Here is a 19,011-nt window from a genome sequence, read left to right as displayed (position 1 = left end):
CAGCGGTGGTGCGTGGGTCGTCTTCGACCTCCTGAAAAGCCTACCCGTCGGGGCGGGGGGACAGTGTCCGGGTGCCTCAGCTGCGGTCGTGCAGGAACGCGTCGACCTCGGCCGCGGTGGGCGCGGTCGTCGGCCCTCGGCGGGTGACCTTGATCGCGGCGGCGGCGTTGGCTCGCCGGCAGGCATCCGGCCAGGGGGAGCCGGCCGCGATCGCCGCCAGCAGCGCGCCGGTGTGGGTGTCGCCGGCGCCGTTGGTGTCGACCGGGGTCTGCGGAAAGCCGGGGATGCTGAAGGTCTCGCCGTTCGAGTGCACCGCGCAGCCTGCGGCACCGTCACGCACGACGGCGACCGCGCCTGCGCGCATCAGCGGCGCCAGTGCGCGAGCATGCGCCGCGATCGCCGACTCGGCGTCGGTGCCGGGAGTCACGACATCCAGCACCGACAGCAGGTCGGCGGATTCCTCGGCGTTTCCGGTCCAGACGTCGGTACGCGCCAGCATCCGCTCTCGCACCTCTGCGGGCAGACCGGCGAAGGCTGCGCCCGGGTCGAGCACGACGACCGCCTCGTCCGGCAGGTCGGCGAGCCACGCGAGCAGCGGATCACGGGTCCGGCCGACGGCCAGCGAGTAGCCGGTGACGCAGACCAGGTCGCCGGGCTCGACGCCGGTGGTCGCCAGTGAGTCGACGGTGATGTGGCGCTCGGCGCCGAGTGTCGTGACGAAGGTCCTTTCGGCGGTGAGCTCGACCATCACGACGCACACGCCGGTGTCGCGGTCCGGGACGGGAGGAGCGGATGCCGCGATGCCGTCGGCGGCGAGCACGGCGCGGATGAGGTCGCCGTTCGGGCCCGTGCCGACCGCGCCGGCGTGCACGCACCCGGCACCCAGGCGCGCGGCGGCGAGCAGCACCGTCACCGCGCCGCCCGCGTATCGGTTCGCGGACGAGGCCATGACGTTCTGTCCTCGAGCAGGGAGGTCCGGCACCTCGACGATGAGGTCGACGAGCGCCTGGCCGGTGTGGATCACCCGGGGGGCGGAGCCGCTCTTCCGGTGGGGGTCCGTGGCGTCGGCATCCGTGCGCATGCGGACAGCCTACTGAGCGAGTGGCGGTCGGCCACGGCATCCTGTGCTCCCTCGATGTCCGGACGCGTCGCGGATCGTTCACCCTGCACATCTCACGCCCTCAACCGTGCCCGGTGTGCGCGTTCGCTCAGCACGCCGGCGCCGGTCCTCGGCCGGCTCGACACTCGCGAATCTACGCGGGGAGATCGTTGTCCCCCGCAGTCGCTATAGTTCGATTCAGCCGGTCCTCGCGGACCACGGAGATCTCCCCCGACTCCACGCTCGACGCCCACTGGGAGGGCGCTGATCGGAGTGCGCGGGGACCGGCTCCCTGCGACGCCCGTCGTGGGGCAGGCCGGTGCTCCGCGCACCTTCTCCCAAGGAGATCCGCATGTCCATCCCCAACCCGCCCGCCGGTGCCCCCGCGCCGCAGCTTCCCCCGCCCGTGCCTCCGGTCGGAGTGCAGCCTCCCGCACCGAAGAAGACGAACGTCGTGGCCATGGTGGCGATGATCGTCGCGATCGTCGGCTTCATCTTCGCGTGCATCCCCGGCGCTCTGATCGTCGGCTGGATCCTGCTGCCGATCGCGTTCATCCTCAGCATCGTGTCGCTGTTCCTGAAGGGCGACCGCAAGTGGATGGGCATCGTGGGTCTGATCGTCTCGGTCGTCGGGACGATCGTCGGGTTCATCGTGTTCTTCGCCGTGGTCGCCACGTCGTTCAACAACGCCTTCGGCGGCGGCGAGACGACGGTGTCTCAGCCGGTCGAGAAGCCGGTCGACGACGCGAAGCCCGCGGATGACAAGAAGCCGGCGGAGGCCGCACAGGGTACGCGTGAGAACCCGTACCCGCTGTCGTCGCAGATCAGCAACGACGACTGGACCGTCGTGGTCAACAGCGTCAACACCGACGGCAACCCTGTGGTCGCCGACGCCAACCAGTTCAACGACCAAGCTCCGGCCGGCTCGCACTACGAGATCGTGAACTACACGGTCACCTACAACGGCGGCAAGAAGGGCCTCGCAGCCGAGGTGCAGGTCGCGATGGTCACCAGCGCAGGCAATGTCGTCAACAGCTACGACAACCTCGTGATGCTGAAGGACGGCTTCGGCCTGGACGAGATGTACAAGGGCGCGTCGGCCACCGGTTCGGTGGCGTTCGCCGTGCCCGACGGCGACGCCGCCGTCGTGCGGGTGACGCCCGGTCTGCTCGCGGACGAGGTCTTCGTCAAGCCGTAAGGCGGAGGTGCGCGACCGGTCAACGCCCGGTCGCGCACCCTGCCGCGTTGGTCTTCAGACGAGCTTCTCGAACACCATCGTCGCCTGGATGCGATCGCCACCGCCGAAGCCGGTGCTCCCGGACGACGCGGTCGTGATCGTGTGCAGGCGGTAGCCCAGCGCGGCCTGCCTGTTGATCACGGCTTCCAGCTCGACGAGGTTGCCGGAGCCGCTGCCGAAGAACTTCTCCTTCAGCACGACCTGCAGCACGACGTAGCTCATGCCCTGCGGAGCAGGACGCGGCTGCGCGCCGGCCTCGGCATCCGCTCGGGCCCGATTGATGAACCCGTCCAGACCTGGCTCGTGCGGCGCGGGCGGCTGAACCTGATCGGTCCACTGCTGCCCGTCCCACCACCGCATGGTGCCGGTTCCGTCGTCGTACCAGCCGGCCTGCGTGTCTGCCATCAGAACCCCTCTCTCCGACCCGGTTTCGGGTCGAATGATTGCCACCGTAGCGGCCCCGACCCGCTCCGCAGTGCGGCTGATCCGCCCTCATAGAATGCGAGTGACCGCGCGCCTCCGAGCGCCGTGGCGAAGGAGTAATTCGTGCAGACCGATCTGGCGACGCCGCAACTGATCTTCAACATGCCTCAGCACCTGACAGTGCCGATCTATCAGCGTCCGTACGTGTGGACCGAGGACGAGCAATGGGCTCCCCTGTGGGCCGACATCCGACGCATCACCGAGCACCGGCTCACCGCTCCCACCTCGACGGTGAGTCATTTCCTGGGCGCTGTCGTCACACAGGACGCAGCTGCGGGGCCCGTCGGCGTGCAGGAGTACGAGATCGTCGATGGCCAGCAGCGACTCACGACGCTGCAGCTGGTGCTGGATGCCACCGCAGCCGCGTTCGAAGAACGAGGGCTCACCAGCCTTGCCGGGCAACTCGCGTTCCTCACGCACAACAGCGCGATGTTCACGGGCGGCTCCGACCCAGGTCTGAAACTGCGCCACACCAATCGCGACCGTGTCGCGTTCGACGAAGTGATGCTCGCCGCGCCGCCCATCGACTATCGGAGGCTCGACCACGGCGACTCGCTCATCGCCCGGGCGCATGAGTTCTTCGCCACCCACATCGGCGCGTGACTCGACGGCGATCCTGAGCAGAGTTCGGCACGCGCCGAGGCGCTCGCGATGTCGCTGCAGCTGTCGCTCCAGCTGGTCATCATCCGGCTCACTGCGACGGAGGACTCCCAGGAGATCTTCGAGACTCTGAACGCACGCGGAACCCCTCTCACTGCCGCTGATCTGATCAAGAACTATGTCTTCCAGCGGTTGCGCCTCGAAGGCACGAACACTGCAGACGCATACGCCCGCTGGCCGTTCGAGACCAAGTTCTGGGAGGCGGAGGTCAGCGTCGGCCGCTTTCCGACGACGCGGAGTGCGCTCTTCCTCAGTCAGTGGCTGGTGTCGCAGGTCGGTCGAGAGATCAGCCCACGGTCGACGTTCTCCCGCTTCAAGTTCTTCACCGAGCACGAGACCGAACGCACGATGTCCGAGCTGCTCGACATCATCACCGCACAGGCGAAGCACTATGAAGAGCTGACCAGGCGCGCAGCCGACCCTCACGCCGATCTCGACCGCGTTGCGCTGCACTTCTATCGGATGAGCGTCGCTCAGGTCGAGATCACCAAGGCGATCGCCCTGTGGCTCACGTCTCCGGAGACGAAGTACCGACCGCAGACGATCGCGTCCGTCATCGACCGCGTCGAGAGCTGGATCATGCGACGACGCCTTCTGCGTCTGCAGAGCGGTGACCTCGGGCGCATCGCATCCGAGCTGATCTCGTACGCCCGTAACGCTGCCGACGACGACGTGATCGCCAAGGTGGAGCAGTATCTGACCGGCCTGGTCTCGACGAGCACCTACTGGCCCGGGGATGACGAGGTTCGCTCGTCGCTTCAGCACGTGCACTTCTATCAGCGGTTCTCCCAGCCGATGCAGCGGGTCTTCCTGCAGGCCGTCGAGGACTGGCATCGTGGGTACACCGCAAACGGTCATTCGAAGACCGGCATCCGGGTGCATCGCGCCAAGCAGCAGGTGGAGCACCTTCTGCCGCGCACCTGGCAGACGCACTGGCCGGTCGCGGATGCCGCGGCGGGCGCCGAACGAGATGACAACGTGCACCGTCTCGGCAACCTCACCCTGCTCACGGGGCCACTCAACGCGTCGGTTTCGAACGCGTCATGGCTTGGAGACGGAGGGAAGCGCGCAGAACTCAGGAAGCACGACGTGCTCCTGATGAACCGCGTGGTGATCGATGGCTCTGCCGACGGCTGGGACGAGGTGAGGATAGCGGAGCGGACGGATGCGATGATCACCGCTCTGCTGGAAACGTGGCCTGTACCCGAGAGGCACGAGGGCAAGACTGTCGACCGGTCTGCGCGCTTCAGCAAAGCGACCACCTCCTACGCCGACCTGATCAGCGCCGGGCTGATCGAGGTCGGTGCCGTTCTGGTATGCACCGAAGAACGCTGGCACGACGCGCGCGGCACTCTGCTCGCCGGCGGGCAGATGCTCTACGACGGCAAGACGTACAGCTCACCTGCCGCAGCTGCGAATGCCGTCCGGGGCGGACGCAGCGGCAACGCCTGGTACTTCTGGCGGGTCGAGAACGGCGCCTGGCTGAAGGACCTGCGGGAGGAACTGCTGCGGCGGCAGTGAGCCCCGTCCAGATCTCAGCATTCTGACGCTGGCAGCCTGACATACGGTCCGCGACCATCGCGTTCAGCATCCGCCTCGATTCTCACCCAAGTCGGCTGATCCATGCGTAGCTCGATTTGATCCAGCAAAGGTGGCGCTACGCTGGCTCCGACGAGGCGCAGTTGGTGCCCAAGTAACATGAAGGAGAGCCCGATGGTTCTGCCCCGCATCGTGAGCCTCTTCTCGGGTGCTGGAGGACTTGATCTCGGCTTCCACCTTGAGGGCTACGAGATCGCCTTTGCGGTCGATCGGATGGCGGCCGCCGTGCAGACGCATAAGCGCAACTTCCCGGCGACCATGTCAGTTGCGGCGGACATCACGATCCGGAACGAGGCATCCGGTAGCCTCGCCGTCTTGGACGAGATCGCTAAGGCGCTGAAGGACGGCGAGGCCATCGGAATCATCGGAGGGCCACCGTGTCAGGGATTCTCACGCGCGAACTCTAACTCTCGCGCCGATGACCCCCGAAATCAGATGCCAACCTTCTACCTCGAAATCGTTGAGGCGCTGCAAACGCGCTACGACGTACAGTTCGTGCTCTTCGAGAACGTCATGGGTATCCGCGATGCGAAGCACTCGGTGACATTCCGCGGCATCCTGGCTCGGCTCAAAGAGTTGGAGCTCACGGCAAGTGTTGCCGACCACTCGGCTCTCGACTACGGCGTACCCCAGACACGGAACCGCGTGATCATCTCGGGATTCAAGCACGAGGCAGCCGCTAGCTCATTCAAGCCGAAGACGATCTCTCGCGAGGAAGTCGACTTGACCGTGCGCGGCGCAATTGGTCACTTGCCTCAGCCAGTGTTCTTCTCACGAAGCCTCTCAGCGGACGACATCCCGACGCATCCGAACCATTGGACCATGACTCCCCGATCCAAAAGATTCAACGGCGAGACCGCTGGCCCCGCGCCCACTAGGAGCTTCCGGCGCCTGTCGTGGGACAAGCCAAGTCCCACGGTGGCCTATGGACATCGAGAGATTCATATACATCCGGACGGGGCGCGTCGGCTCAGCATCTATGAGGCAATGCTCCTGCAGGGCTTCCCCAGGTCATTCGTCCTCGAAGGTACTCTCTCACAGCAGGTGGAGCAGGTCTCAAACGCTGTGCCGCCGCCCGTGGCGCGTTCGCTCGCGGCGGCCACCTCGACCGCGCTGACCACGTCGGCGAGTGCCGCCCAGACGGTCGCAGCGTAGCCAGCTCAGCCGTCGTCTCCGTCCAATGTCGACCGTCATCCCTAAAGTGGAAGGACAACGAGCGGGGGAAGCAATGAGTAAGGCGGAGAGTCGGCCTGGGCCGAACGTGCTCCTCAGTCTTGCGGACAACCCTGACTCCACCTCGGTTTGCTCGTCATGGATCGGTCCCATCCTCGCGTTGGGAACGCGGCTTGCGCGGAAGGTTGATGATTTCAACGGTCGACAACTGATCGTTGCTATCTCGGTTCCGAGTCGCGAGTATGCAGCGGCGCTTATTGGTTCCGGTTGGAATCTCGGAAGGCCGCCCGCCCAGGTAACGACCGACCCGTTTACGGTTTTGCGCGCAGCGCTGCCACTGGGCAACTACCGTGCCGTCAACGCGAACCACGTGATTTCAGGTAGGTTCCAGGGCCTCTCCGGGAAGGTGGTGCGGGACAAGCTGCGTGTGGATGTCACACTCGCTGGGCATTGGGTCGTCGACATGTTGGAAGCAGTCGCAGCCACTGGCAAGGATGACCCAGCCGAGCGGATGCCGCGACCGCACATCGGAAGCATCGGTCGCATGACAGGCGTTGACCGAAACTGGGCGCAGCGTCTTGTCGCACCTGCGGCGGACCTCGCAATCGTGGGCACGAAGAGCTGGATTAGCGACGACCTCGAAGCTGTTCTTGCCCGAGGCGATGATCCCGACGGCGACTCATTGGCTACCCTGCTTCTGCCGAGAACTGAGAAATCGGCGACTTGGTTTTCACGCATCTATTCGTCTTCGGGTTTTGCGGACCAACTTCCGCTTCCCGATGACGTAATCCTCACGATCTTGGACGGCCAGGGTGCGATCAGATATCTCAATGATGTTCTAAGCCCGATCGTCGTGTGCGTCTTCGATCGATCCGTTGCTGACGAGAGCGCAGCGGAACAGGTCGTGCAGCTCAGAAACTCGCGCGGGGAGCCGATTGCGTTGTCGACGCAGCTCGGCTGGGTTCCTCCTGCCGGTGTCGAGGCACTCGGATTCACGGTGACACTATGACATCGCGGATCATCGGACTCGATCAGCGATATGCGGCCTCGGCTTCGCTGGTGCGGCATGGCGTCGAGATCATTGCTGTTCGGGACGAACTCAGCGCAAGGTTTGATGCGGCCACCCGCGGCTTGTTCCGACTTATCCAGCGGGATGGGCCCGGCGTCTGGGATCATCTCGCCGGTGCTGCGAAAATGCTGCGCTGGCGCCTCATCACAGACCCGATGCCGATCGAGCTCAATGCTCAGCTCACGACTGCCGCGGGCGAGGTGAGTCGTCAGGCTAGGCGGCTGATCGGAGCCGTCGATGAAGATGCGCTCCTGCGAGAGATCGCTGACGCCGCGGCTGCGCTCTGCACCCGAGCCCCACTCGTGGGCTCCGTACTGCTTGAGTCGCTGACTGAGGTCGGAGTGGACTCGGCAATCGTCGTGACTGCGAGCAGTCGATCGCGAGAAGCCCTAGGCGAATGGCTCGGCCCGCTTGGGGCACGAGTTTTCACGCTCGGCGATCTTGAACGCGCCAACGTTTCCGAGGACATCGCCTACTTCGTCGGTCCACCGCGATTCTTCAAGCCGACGGCGGTCACTGCGCCCCGGACGCTGGAGGTGACATTTATCCTCCCGGCGTGGTTCGGCGATCGCAATATCCCAAGTTCAGCGATCGCGCAATACGCCGAAGGCGGTATCCAGGTTGCCGCTCGTACCGTCGAAGTGGGCGATGCGCTGCCCGCGTCGCCAGAGCCTGCGATGTCGGAGACTGAGCCGATCCCGGAGGAGGACCTCCTCCCACAGCCAGTTTGGGGGACGCGGATGAGTGAGGACCGTGCGCCGAATGCGGACGAGGTGGAAGGGCGCAAGATCCTTCTGTCGGGGAATCGCGCAATCTGGCTTGACGACGATGGTGAGCGCATCCGCGCGCTTGATCCAACACAGCCGCCCGGCGAGCGCGTTGGCTATTCCGAGGTGTCCGCGGTCGCTCCGGGCACGTATCTGCTTCTGCGCGAAGGTGAGGCTGAGCGCGAGTCCCTCCACGCACGAGCATTTACGCGAATCGGCCCTCGCGCGTCAGCAATCCAGGAGTCGCAGGCATCCTGGAAGTCTGTACTGATTGAGCGAATCGGGATCAGAGGCATCCGCGATTCCGAACGCGCCTTGCGCGCGCTCGAGGTTCGCGCGGCCGGCCAGGTCCGCGCCTGGGCATCGCCTCACGTGATCCGTCCACAAAGTGATGGCGATTTCGAGCGGCTCCTCGAGTGGCTGGGGCTACCGGTACAACCGTACTTCGGGCATGCCTCATTGCTGAGACATGAGGTACATCGAGCCACCAGGGAGTTGCGTGACCGGCTGGAGGCAGCGGCGGATGCCGCGGACCTTCGCGAGCTTGAGTGCGTCGGTCATATGACCCTCGACATTGCGGAGCCAGGCTTTCGGGGTATGTTCGTCAGCCGCGTCCTTGCGATCGCGCCATTTACGGAGCTGGTCGCCCGCCACGACGCTCGCGTGCCGTTTGCCGACGAAGGTGCTAAATGGCTCGAATGATTCCGGCCTACTGCACCGAGTCCGCGCCTCCAGGCGAGAAGGCCGTCTTTGCTGCACTGCGAGACGCAGCTGGGACTGAGCACTGGACTGTGCTGCACTCACTTGGGATCGCGCAGCACGAGCGACAGGTCGAGGGCGAGGCAGACTTCGTCATCGTCGCGCCCGACGCTGGTCTGCTGGTGATCGAGGTGAAGTCGCACCTGTCGGTCGCACGTGGCTCCGACGGCACCTGGCGCCTCGGTCAGGACCCTCCGACCCTGCGGGGACCTTTTCAGCAGGCGCAGGAGGCGATGCACAGCATCCGCGACTTCCTCCGGAGCAAACGGGTCGACTTGCGGGATGTCCCGGTCCTGCGCGCGGTGTGGTTCACGGGAGTACGTGCGCGAGCAACCCTGCCCGACTCGCCTGAGTGGCACTCGTGGCAGGTGCTCGATTCGAGCGACCTCGCGACCACAGCTCAAGCGGTTGAACGAGTCATGAGAGAGGGAGCGCAGCACCTCGACGCGATGATCAAGTACTTCGGGTTTGGTGGACATGGCCCCGACCGGGCCACCGCTGATCGGATCGTGGCCACGCTTCGCCCGCGGTTCGAGGTTGTGATGACTGCTGGGGACCGCCGACAAGCGCGAGAGGGTCAGCTCGCACAGTTCGTCGAGGAGCAGTACCACGCACTGGACTCAGCCGCCGACAACAGAGGCGTCTTGTTTACGGGCCCCGCCGGTACAGGCAAGACCTTCCTCGCCGCCGAGTCGGCTCAGCGGGAGGTCGCTCAGGGTCGGACAGGTCGAATTCTGTGCTTCAACCGCCTGCTTGGGCGTAGCCTCCGCGAGAAGCTCACCGATGTCGTGGGACTCCGCGTGGGCACGTTACACCAGGAGATGCTGCGACTCGCCGACTTGAGCGGCCCGCCGATAGACGCAGACAACGACTTCTGGGCGCGAGTCCTGCCCGAGCGGGCCCTTGAGGGCCTTGCTGAGCGGAGCGCGGGCGAGGTCGGGGACTTCCTCATCGTCGACGAGATTCAAGACATCGCGACTGGCCCGTACCTCGACTTGCTCGACTTGCTCGTCAAGGGCGGGCTGCGCGACGGTCGCGTTCTCCTGTTCGGTGACTTTGAACGCCAGGCGATCTATGGCAGCGAGGACGCACGAGAGGTACTTCGCGACCGGTCGCCGCATCTGGCGTCGTTCCGACTGTCAGAGAACTGCCGGAACCTGCCCCGTATCGGGTATCAGGTGAATCTTCTCGGTCACCTGACGCCGGGGTTCAGAGAGTTCCGCCGAACCGACGACGGTATCGATCCGACGATCATCAAGTACGTTCGCCGCGAGGACCAGGCCTCCATACTGCGGAAGGCTATAGGCGATCTGCGTGACGAAGGCTTCGATCTGACAGAGATCGTCGTGCTCAGCCCGCTTGGCGATAGTTCTGTCGCCGCGAGCACATCCGATCCCTGGCTTCGTCAAGTGCTGAGTCCCGCCGACGGGTCGAAGCCGATCAAGGGGCGGCTCCGCTACGCCACCATCCACTCGTTCAAGGGACTCGACGCGCCAGCTGTCATCGTCACTGACCTTGATGGCTCGGTCGGGTCACGCTTCGATGCGCTCGTCTACGTTGGGTTGACACGAGCGACGGATCGCCTGACCACCCTGGTAGAAACGAACACGTTACGGCGACTGGTTGGAGCTGAGACATGAGTGGAATCGAAGCCCGTGAGACCGTTGAGGCGGCCCTACGGCGTGAACTGTTCGGGCCTCTCGACGGTGATCCCGTGCGGGGGCAGCCGCTGACGATCAACGCTGGAGTCGTGCGTTTCGAGACGACGGAGGCGTCCCGGGGCCAGTTCCACGATGCGGACAGCGGCCAGGAGATTCTCACGAGCGGTACCCCACTCAAGCGCTACGGGGTCGGAGTCTTGTTCGCGGGCGCTACCGTCGGCGGCTCAGCGGTGGAGAGCGCTGAAGAGGACGTTTCCGACGCCCTCGACGGAGTCACTGGTATCGCGGTCTCCGAAGACGACCAGATTGGACCGCCTATCGAGATTAGGGGCCGTGTCCGTCACGATGTCGCTGACTCGGACGACTTTGATCTCACGGATGCCAACACGTTCAAGCCGTCGGCGATGGCCATCTCGTTTGAGACTCGCATAGCTGACTCGGGGTCCCTCACCGTTGAGATAGTCGGCGCGAGATACGAGAAGCTGACCGTCCACATCCCAGGTGTCGCCAAACCAATCAATTGGTGGGCGCGACGCCCCTTCGAGGCGGTCGGCACGATCTCGGGTCGTACGGTTCTACGGGAGACGAATCGGCTCAAAGTTGTTGACGTCATGCTACTGAACGGCGAAGCTGTTGTTCCTCTTGCCGTGCGGGTGTTCAGTCGTCCTGTCCCCGGGGCTGGCGATCGGACTCTCCGGATCGTGACCCTCGCAGTCGTCAACGATGCCCCTGGTTCCGGCCCGTCTGCAGCCGTCTTTCAGGTTGGCTTCAAGGTGTCGCCTGTCGGCGACGCTGACATCGTCCCCTATCCGGAGGTCGAGCTGCCCGACCGGGATGAGGAGGAGCGATCACTTGACCTCCTCTACCGGAACCAACGCACCTATGCGATCGGGCATGGCTGTGCAGCCGAGTGGGGGGCAGTCAACGCCGATGGAGTTGTGCCGTTCGTGCAGGCCGCGGCTCTGCCTGCATATGAGGTCGTCAGCCTCTCACCCAACGTGTACCTGTCTGACAATAACGGGAATCCTGTATTCGATGCCGATGGCAAGCGACAGCCGGTGTCTGTGAGCATGGCGGCCCTAGCAAGTGGTAGCGAGAGCGGCGCCGCCCAAGTGGAGCTTGTCCTCAGTCAGTATGAGAAGTGGATCGACCGGCGGGAAGCCGAGATTCCCGAGTTGCTTCCGCGCTATCAGGACGCTGCAAGTGAGCACATGCGTCGAGCACGAGCCGCGCTGACGCGGATGCGAACAGGTTGGAGCCTCGTGGCAGCGAATGATCACGCTGCGCGAGCGTTTCGCTGGGCGAACGAGGCGATGCTACTCCAGCAGGTCCGATCCGGATTCGAGCTGCGCGAGGCCAAACAGAGTGGCGATGGTCGGTGGAGAGTTGAGGGGGCGCACCCCGCAATCACCGTACCGGCTGGCCGGGGATACTGGCGTCCATTCCAGATCGCGTTCCTACTTGCAGTGCTGCCGGAACTCGTGCAACCAGAACGCCAGACTCGCAGCGATGTCGATCTGATCTTCTTCCCCACTGGTGGTGGCAAGACAGAGGCGTATCTTGGCGCAGCCGCCGTCAGTTTGCTCTCCCGGCGGCTCCGCAACCCAGAGGACGCCGGAACAGACACGCTCATGCGATACACCCTGCGTCTCCTCACGGCGCAGCAGTTCCTTCGTGCTGCATCGCTAGTCTGCGTCCTCGAAGACATTCGGGAGCAGAACTCTGGCACCCTCGGTGCTGCTCCGTTTGGAATTGGGGTTTGGCTGGGTGGTAGCTCAACACCGAATACGTGGAAGCAAGCACTTGACAACTTGCGGGCTCTGCGCAAACAGCCCCACGAGCAGAACCTCTTCCTTCTACTGAGGTGTCCCTGGTGCGGCGCGCAGATGGGCCCGCAGGCTAAGAAGGGCGGCGGACAAGAACCGATCGGGTACGAAGAAGCAGCGGGCAAGGTCGTGCTCCGCTGCATTGACGGCGAGTGCAAGTACTCACGCCGTGCTGGCCTGCCGGTCCATGTTGTCGATGACGATATCTATGAAGCACAGCCCTCGATTGTCATCGGAACGGTCGACAAGTTCGCGATGATGGCCTGGCGCCCCAGGGCGAGGAACCTCTTCGGGCTTGACGCGAGTGGCGCGCGAAAGGTGTCTCCGCCCAGCTTGATCATTCAGGATGAGTTGCACTTGATCTCCGGCCCGCTCGGCTCAATGGTCGGAATCTACGAGCCCGTGATCGACGAGCTGTGCACCGATCGCCGCGGCGCGAGTCCTGTGCTCCCCAAGATCATTGCCTCCACAGCGACGGTCAGGCGATATGAGGACCAAATCAAGGGGCTTTTCGGCAGAGAGACCGTCGCGCTATTTCCGCCGCATGGTCTTGAGGAGGGGCAGTCCTTCTTCGCTGAACCCGCGACTTCGGCCGACGGAACCCCGGAACCAGGGCGGCGCTACATCGGTGTGATGAGCGCATCGCTCGGATCAACGCAGACGGTCCAGGTCCGTGTCGCTGCCGCAACCCTCCAGGCAGGGGTGGACATCCCAGAAGAGGACCGAGACGGATACTGGACCAACCTCAACTTCCTTAACTCGCTCCGGGAACTCGGGAATACCGTCTCACTCCTCCAGGCCGACATTCCCGACTATCTCACCGGGCTCCGCCGACGGGATGGGATCGTGCCACGATGGCCTCACCGACAGATGGAACTGACCTCGAGGCGGCGGTCAGACGAGATTCCAAAGGCGATCGAACAGCTCCAGGTGAGGTACGCCCCTGGGAAGGAGCGACAAGATGCTATCGATATCTGTCTCGCCTCGAACATCATCGAGGTAGGCGTGGACATCGATCGGCTGGCGCTGATGACCATCGTCGGGCAACCGAAGACGACGGCGCAGTACATTCAGGTGAGCGGTCGGGTTGGCCGGAAGCCGGAAGTCAGCCCCGGACTGGTTATCACCATTTACGGGGCCGCGAAACCGCGTGACCGCAGCCACTACGAGCGTTTCCGCACATACCATCAACAGCTTTACGCGCAGGTGGAGCCGACATCCGTCACTCCATTTGCTATGCCGGTCCTTCGCAGAGCGCTTCACGCTGTCGCGGTCGCCTATATTCGGCAGACGGCTCCCGAGACACTCGGACCTGACCCGTTCCCTTCAACCGCCTACGACGAGGCCATCCGCCTGTTGCGCGAGCGAGCAGAAATCGCGGAACCCGACGAACTCCAGGTTCTCGATCGTTTTGCGCGAGATCGTGCCCGTCAGTGGGGCGGCTGGGAGCGCACCGAGTGGGACGCCAACCCCCGTACTGGTGATCCGTTGCAGGGGCTCATGCGGTTCGCGGGAACCCTCCCCGATCTCAATAGGCGTGCGACTATCTGGGATGTGCCGACAAGCATGCGGAATGTCGATGCCGAGTGCCGCCTGGAGATCAGTCAGGCGTACCTGTTCGAGGACACGGCCATGGAGGAGACAGTATGAGCACTGGAGCAATGCGCCGAGCGCAGCTAGTGACTCCATTCGGCGTGGGGGCCATGAGCGTGCTTGTGAATGGAACCTCAGTGATCACTGCTGGTCTTGATCACTGGTACGAGACCGGCGACCAAAGCGCTCTCGCGATGGAGGAGTACCAGGAACACGACTGGCGGCTTGAGTCTCGCCTCAAAGTCTCCGAGTTCCGACTGCCACCGGACTATAGGCCGTCAGGCCAGGGCAGCGACTTGCGAAACGTCCGACTTACCGTGCCCGTGTTGCGATTCCCTCGATGGTCGTTCTGCATCTATTGCAAGCGCCTGGAACTCAGCAAGCTCACGATGAAGACGCTCGTCGAGTGCCAGGACAAGGAGCATGCCGACAAGAAATACAAGCCGAAGATGTCGCAGGTTCCGTTCGTGGCAATCTGCGCCCGAGGGCACCTGGACGACTTTCCCTTTGATGAGTGGGTGCATCGATCGGCTAACCCCTCGTGTATGGGCACATTGCGCCTCGTATCACGCGGAGGCGGCGGGCTCGAAGGGCAGGTCGTAACCTGCGATACCTGCAAGCAGGAGCGCTCGCTTCGAGGTGTCACCGAGGCCCGATTCGACAAGAACGGCGAGGAACACACCAATCTCAGTGATCAGCTCGTCTCGCCCGAACAGCCCTATCTCTGCGGTGGGGCCCGGCCCTGGATAGCCCAGCTTGACGGTGTCTGCGATCAACCGATTCGCGGCGCACTGCGCGCCGCCGGAAACGTCTACTTCCCCAAGGTGGAGTCCTCGATCTATCTCCCTCGACGTGAGGGAGCCGTCAGCGAGGAGGTTCATCAGCTGCTCCGACACCCTGCTGTCAGCACGACCTTCAACAACGTGTTTCAGTTGGGTCTTGATGAGGTGTCGGGCGGGCAGCTACGGAAGCTACTGGAGCGAAACGTCCCGCCCGAACTCTTCGCCCCCATTTCGGACGACGAGATACTGGCGGCATACCAAGATCAGTTTGGCATCGGCGAGAGCGGCGAGGAGGAACCAGCTGAGATTCCGGTCGACGCTGAGAGCCTGACGAGCGACGATATCTGGCGGCATCCGGAGTACGTGAAGATTCGTGAGACACCGAAAGACGACTTCCTCGCAGCATCCGACCCGGGTCTTCACGTTGATCTGGAAAACCACGTCGCTCGCGTGAGATCGGTCGATGTGCTTCGGGAGACGCGCGCGCTGCGGGGGTTTACGCGGGTTCGCGACGGCGAGCTGAAGCTAACGGAGGGGAAGGCCATGCTCAGGCGTGCCAGCCTAACCCCAGCGCAGGATTGGCTGCCGGCCTATGTGGTCAAGGGTGAAGGAATCTACTTCGAACTCGATGGGGCCCCGCTTGCAGCCTGGGAGGGGCGCGCGGAGGTCCAGGCACGCGCCCAGCGGATCACTGATCACTACGGATCGGTGGCGGGCCAGCGCGGGCTGCAGGGGCGGACGATTAGCCCAAGATTCGTGCTGCTGCATACGCTGTCGCATCTTTTGATCAACGAGTTGATCTTCGCTTGCGGCTACAGCTCGGCTTCCCTCCGGGAGCGTCTCTACGTCTCTGACTCGGCCGATCGGAACATGGCCGGTGTATTGATCTACACAGCGGCGGGCGATTCGGAAGGGACGATGGGCGGGCTTGTTCGCATGGCACGCCCGGACAACCTTCGACAAGTATTTGCCTCCGCACTGGCGGACGCTCACTGGTGCTCGACTGATCCGGTGTGTATGGATGCAGGCGAGAAGGGGCAAGGGCCGGACTCCTGCAACCTTGCGGCGTGTCACGCCTGTGGGCTCCTCCCCGAGACCAGCTGTGAGGAGTTCAATCGATTCCTTGATCGAGGACTCGTGATCGGCACTCTGGATGACCCGAATTTGGGCTACTTCTCGGACGCGTCCTCTGGCTCAGGTCTTTCGGTTTGATCATGTCCAGCCTGCGCTCACCATGAGTCCTGGGGAATACATGGATCAAGATCTTGAGGTCCAAATGCGAACTATGCCGCGTTTTTCGGCAAGGCCCAGATCAAATGTGCAACCTTCTCCTGATCGGGGAGTGGCCAATACAAGCTCGCCGGGTCCCAGAGGAAGTTAAGTGCACCACACAGCGATAGTTCCTCAAGGAGTTCTCCAGGCGTAAGGATTGACATCCCCAACGGCCGAACCATGGCGCGTGCGCGGAGAACCTTCTTGTCGCGAGTCAGATAGACGTGCGCACCATCAAGCAGCGCAGCTCTGACCATCCGCTGGTCACCCCCGATAGGTATGGCATCGATCGCTGCGTCGACGATCCGAGACGGAAGGGCCACCCTCGGATCCTGACGCCCGTCCCCCTCATGGTAGCCGCCGTGGGTCAGCGCCTTATAGAACTCGAGCCACCCATTGCGGTTGCGCGAAGCACGGTCTGAGCCAACTCGGCCCCGCTTAGAGTCTCGCAATGACTGCCTGAGCATGACGAAATGGATATCTCGTAATACCCAGGTCGCGAGTAACATTTGCAAGGCTTCCAAGTCCTCCCCGTGGTCCTGGGCCGCCGGGTCGACAACCGACTCCCCGCCCCAGAGCCGTTCGCCGTGATCGAAATAGTCGATTACTATGTTCGTATCTAACGCGACCCTTAACGGGCCATATCCACTACGCCCTGCGAAAAGCACATAACTCGACCGGTAATCAAACCCTGGTCCAACCACTCTCGGACGGTGCGGGCGAAGCGGCACTCTTCCAATCATTCCTGCCCGATCGATCATCGTCTGCACGAGTTGTACGCCGCGTGCTTCATTGACGTACATCTCGGCCGTACCGGGGTCCATGACGACCCTGACGCTTTTCATGGCTGAGAGCGTAGTCCGCTCATCTGAAGTTGGTCAGCTCCGTCCTACATCCGCGCGACGGAAGCGCTGAAGGATCGCGGCCCTGCTACCGTCCCCATATGCCCTCCCCCGCAACGCTGCAGGCCCTCCGCACCTTCGTCGCCGAGCGTGACTGGGACCAGTTCCATACACCCGAGAACCTCGCGAAGTCGATCTCCATCGAGGCAGCGGAACTTCTCGAGCTGTACCAGTGGGGCCAGACGCCTGACCAGACGCGCGTCGAGGAAGAGCTTGCCGATGTGCTTACCTACTGCGTGCATCTCGCCAGCCGCCTGAACCTCGACATCGACGAGATCATCCTCAGCAAGCTTGAGAAGACCAACGCGAAATACCCGGTCGAGCTCAACCAGGGCGAGATCAACAAGAGTGCAGAGCCGTGAGCTTCAGCATCCAGCGCATCCGCTTTGACCGGACCCACGTCGATACGTGGAGCGCAACCAACCAAGAACTCACCAACTGGCCCGTCGTCTACGTGCTCGATGGCGCGAGCCGGAGCAAGAAGCTCTACGTCGGCGAGACGATCAGCGCGGACAAGCGCATGCGCCAGCATCTTGCTGGCCCGAAGCGCCAGCAAGACCTCACTGACATCCGTGTCGTCGTCGACGAGCGCTACAACAAGTCGGTCTGCCTCGACCTCGAGTCGCATCTGATCCGCTGGTTCCACGGCGACGGCCGCTACGACATCCTCAACGGCAACGACGGTCTCACCGACGCCCGCTATTACGACCGCGAGCTCTATCGCGAGTCGTTCCATGACGTGTTCGAGGCGCTGCGCGCCGAGGGCCTGTTCAGTCGCAGCATCCCGCAGATCGAGAACAGCGACCTCTTCAAGCTCTCGCCCTTCAAGGCGCTCACCCCCGACCAGGCGATCGCCGTGGAGGACATCGTCTCCGGCATCCTCGAAGACCTGCGCGACCCGACGAGAGCATCGACCCTCGTCGTCGAGGGTGCGCCCGGCACCGGCAAGACGATCATCGCGATCTTCCTCATGAAGCTGCTCGCCGACATCCGCGACTTCCGCAGCCACGACGACGTAGAGCCCGACTCGATCTTCGCCGAGTTCTTCACGCCCGAGAGTGCCGCCCTGCTGCAGGACCTGCGGATGGCGCTCGTCATCCCGCAGCAGTCGCTGCGCCTGTCGGTGAAGAAGGTGTTCAAGAAGACGCCGAAGCTCGACCCCTCGATGGTCCTGACGCCGTTCCAGGTGGGTGAGTCGAGAGACGTGTTCGACGTGGTCCTGGTCGATGAGACGCACCGGCTGAATCAGCGCGCCAACCAGGCGTCCGGTGTGCAGAACAAGAAGTTCGGGCAGATCAACGAGCGACTGTTCGGCGCGGATGCCCCGCACCACACCCAGCTCGACTGGATCAAGGCTCGCAGCAGGTATCAGCTGCTGCTCGTCGACGGCGCGCAGAGCGTGCGCCCGCATGACCTCTCGCCTTCGACCCTCAACGCCGAACTCACCAACGCGAAGAACGCGCACCGGCATTACCCGCTCACCACCCAGATGCGGGTACGGGCCGGCGCCGACTACGTCGAGTACATCCGGATGCTGCTGCGCGGGGCATCCGTCCCCCGCCCCGACCTCGGCGACTACGACCTGCGGTTCTTCGACGACCTCGGCGAGATGCGGCAGGCCATCCGGGAGCGGGACCGAGAGGTCGGGCTGTCGCGGCTGGTCGCCGGATACGCGTGGGACTGGGTCTCGAAGAAGGATCCGTCGGCGTTCGACATCGAGCTCGACGGCGAGCGGATGCGATGGAACAGCGCTGACAAGGACTGGATCAACTCCCCCAGATCCCTCGATGAGGTCGGCTCGATCCACACCGTGCAGGGCTACGACCTCAACTACGCCGGAGTGATCATCGGACCCGACCTGCGCCTATCGTCTTCAGGGGAGATCGTGGCGGATCGCGACGCCTACCGCGACAAGAAGGGCAAGGAGGACACCGGCCATCTCAAGGGCGCCTTCACCGATGCCGATCTGCTGGTGTTCGTCCGCAACATCTACGGCGTGCTGCTCACCCGCGGGATGCTCGGGACGTACGTGTATGTGTGTGACGGGGGGCTGCGGGAGCGGCTGCGGGGACTGCTCAAGTGATGCGAGAGTCTCGCTGTTCTTCGAGACGGGAGGGTGCTCGACTCGC

At 63.7% G+C, this 19,011-nt stretch carries 14 protein-coding genes; 11 read left to right on the top strand and 3 right to left on the bottom strand.

The annotated features are described in order from the left end of the window. Positions 1 to 76: 76 nt before the first annotated feature. Positions 77 to 1,081, bottom strand: coding sequence for a PfkB family carbohydrate kinase (locus tag MIAR_RS03680; protein ID WP_285631471.1), 1,005 nt, complete (start codon positions 1,079 to 1,081; stop codon positions 77 to 79). Between the two features lie 370 nt (positions 1,082 to 1,451). Between MIAR_RS03680 and MIAR_RS03675 the strand changes: the two genes are divergently transcribed. Next, positions 1,452 to 2,297, top strand: coding sequence for a hypothetical protein (locus MIAR_RS03675; RefSeq protein WP_285631469.1), 846 nt, complete (start codon positions 1,452 to 1,454; stop codon positions 2,295 to 2,297). A gap of 54 nt (positions 2,298 to 2,351) precedes the next feature. On the opposite strand, the gene MIAR_RS03670 is transcribed toward MIAR_RS03675, so the two are convergent. Continuing rightward, positions 2,352 to 2,741, bottom strand: coding sequence for a DUF2510 domain-containing protein (locus tag MIAR_RS03670; protein WP_285631466.1), 390 nt, complete (start codon positions 2,739 to 2,741; stop codon positions 2,352 to 2,354). A 141-nt stretch (positions 2,742 to 2,882) separates the two neighbouring features. Here MIAR_RS03670 and MIAR_RS03665 point away from each other — a divergent pair, with 141 nt between their 5' ends. The 8 genes from MIAR_RS03665 (at position 2,883) to drmB (ending at position 15,920) form a co-directional block, all read left to right on the top strand. Further along, positions 2,883 to 3,422: a DUF262 domain-containing protein gene (locus MIAR_RS03665; RefSeq protein WP_285631463.1), complete on the top strand. Its 540-nt coding sequence runs from the start codon at positions 2,883 to 2,885 to the stop codon at positions 3,420 to 3,422. A gap of 48 nt (positions 3,423 to 3,470) precedes the next feature. After that, entirely contained in the window at positions 3,471 to 5,000 is a 1,530-nt protein-coding gene (locus MIAR_RS03660; protein WP_285631459.1) for a GmrSD restriction endonuclease domain-containing protein, read from the top strand. 192 nt (positions 5,001 to 5,192) lie between these two features. Further along, positions 5,193 to 6,233, top strand: a complete 1,041-nt coding sequence (locus MIAR_RS03655; protein ID WP_285631456.1) for a DNA cytosine methyltransferase — start codon at positions 5,193 to 5,195, stop codon at positions 6,231 to 6,233. Positions 6,234 to 6,258: 25 nt separating this feature from the next. Then, positions 6,259 to 7,260, top strand: coding sequence for a hypothetical protein (locus MIAR_RS03650; protein ID WP_285631454.1), 1,002 nt, complete (start codon positions 6,259 to 6,261; stop codon positions 7,258 to 7,260). Next, on the top strand, positions 7,257 to 8,789 hold the full coding sequence (locus MIAR_RS03645; protein ID WP_285631451.1) for a DISARM anti-phage system protein DrmE domain-containing protein: 1,533 nt from the start codon (positions 7,257 to 7,259) through the stop codon (positions 8,787 to 8,789). Before MIAR_RS03650 ends, MIAR_RS03645 begins: the two co-directional genes overlap by 4 nt. Further along, entirely contained in the window at positions 8,777 to 10,486 is a 1,710-nt protein-coding gene (locus tag MIAR_RS03640; protein WP_285631448.1) for a nuclease-related domain-containing DEAD/DEAH box helicase, read from the top strand. Before MIAR_RS03645 ends, MIAR_RS03640 begins: the two co-directional genes overlap by 13 nt. Beyond that, a complete protein-coding gene (locus MIAR_RS03635) occupies positions 10,483 to 13,983 on the top strand; it encodes a helicase-related protein (RefSeq protein WP_285631445.1) in 3,501 nt (1,166 codons plus the stop codon). Before MIAR_RS03640 ends, MIAR_RS03635 begins: the two co-directional genes overlap by 4 nt. Further along, positions 13,980 to 15,920: a DUF1998 domain-containing protein gene (drmB, locus tag MIAR_RS03630; protein ID WP_285631442.1), complete on the top strand. Its 1,941-nt coding sequence runs from the start codon at positions 13,980 to 13,982 to the stop codon at positions 15,918 to 15,920. Before MIAR_RS03635 ends, drmB begins: the two co-directional genes overlap by 4 nt. Before the next feature lie 71 nt (positions 15,921 to 15,991). On the opposite strand, the gene MIAR_RS03625 is transcribed toward drmB, so the two are convergent. After that, on the bottom strand, positions 15,992 to 16,825 hold the full coding sequence (locus MIAR_RS03625; protein WP_285631438.1) for a hypothetical protein: 834 nt from the start codon (positions 16,823 to 16,825) through the stop codon (positions 15,992 to 15,994). Positions 16,826 to 16,923: 98 nt separating this feature from the next. On the opposite strand from MIAR_RS03625, the gene MIAR_RS03620 reads away from it, so the two are divergent. Next, positions 16,924 to 17,244 carry a nucleotide pyrophosphohydrolase gene (locus tag MIAR_RS03620; RefSeq protein ID WP_285631434.1) on the top strand — a complete coding sequence of 107 codons (321 nt, stop codon included), beginning with the start codon at positions 16,924 to 16,926 and terminating at the stop codon, positions 17,242 to 17,244. Then, complete coding sequence (locus MIAR_RS03615; protein ID WP_285631432.1) at positions 17,241 to 18,965, top strand: DUF2075 domain-containing protein; 1,725 nt, start codon at positions 17,241 to 17,243, stop codon at positions 18,963 to 18,965. Before MIAR_RS03620 ends, MIAR_RS03615 begins: the two co-directional genes overlap by 4 nt. The last annotated feature ends 46 nt before the right edge of the window (positions 18,966 to 19,011 follow it).

Origin of the sequence: Microbacterium arabinogalactanolyticum, from assembly GCF_030268005.1 — a bacterium.
In the GTDB taxonomy this organism is placed as follows: domain Bacteria; phylum Actinomycetota; class Actinomycetes; order Actinomycetales; family Microbacteriaceae; genus Microbacterium; species Microbacterium arabinogalactanolyticum.
The sequence above is the reverse complement of the archived record's forward strand: the minus strand, read 5'-3'. Positions and strand labels throughout refer to the sequence as shown.

Coding starts and splice junctions, on each gene's coding strand:
- MIAR_RS03680 (WP_285631471.1), bottom strand. CDS start 1,081: ATGCGCACGGATGCCGACGCCACGGACCCCCACCGGAAGAGCGGCTCC.
- MIAR_RS03650 (WP_285631454.1), top strand. CDS start 6,259: ATGTCGACCGTCATCCCTAAAGTGGAAGGACAACGAGCGGGGGAAGCA.
- MIAR_RS03625 (WP_285631438.1), bottom strand. CDS start 16,825: ATGAAAAGCGTCAGGGTCGTCATGGACCCCGGTACGGCCGAGATGTAC.
- MIAR_RS03670 (WP_285631466.1), bottom strand. CDS start 2,741: ATGGCAGACACGCAGGCCGGCTGGTACGACGACGGAACCGGCACCATG.
- MIAR_RS03660 (WP_285631459.1), top strand. CDS start 3,471: ATGTCGCTGCAGCTGTCGCTCCAGCTGGTCATCATCCGGCTCACTGCG.
- drmB (WP_285631442.1), top strand. CDS start 13,980: ATGAGCACTGGAGCAATGCGCCGAGCGCAGCTAGTGACTCCATTCGGC.
- MIAR_RS03635 (WP_285631445.1), top strand. CDS start 10,483: ATGAGTGGAATCGAAGCCCGTGAGACCGTTGAGGCGGCCCTACGGCGT.
- MIAR_RS03655 (WP_285631456.1), top strand. CDS start 5,193: ATGGTTCTGCCCCGCATCGTGAGCCTCTTCTCGGGTGCTGGAGGACTT.
- MIAR_RS03620 (WP_285631434.1), top strand. CDS start 16,924: ATGCCCTCCCCCGCAACGCTGCAGGCCCTCCGCACCTTCGTCGCCGAG.
- MIAR_RS03675 (WP_285631469.1), top strand. CDS start 1,452: ATGTCCATCCCCAACCCGCCCGCCGGTGCCCCCGCGCCGCAGCTTCCC.
- MIAR_RS03645 (WP_285631451.1), top strand. CDS start 7,257: ATGACATCGCGGATCATCGGACTCGATCAGCGATATGCGGCCTCGGCT.
- MIAR_RS03640 (WP_285631448.1), top strand. CDS start 8,777: ATGGCTCGAATGATTCCGGCCTACTGCACCGAGTCCGCGCCTCCAGGC.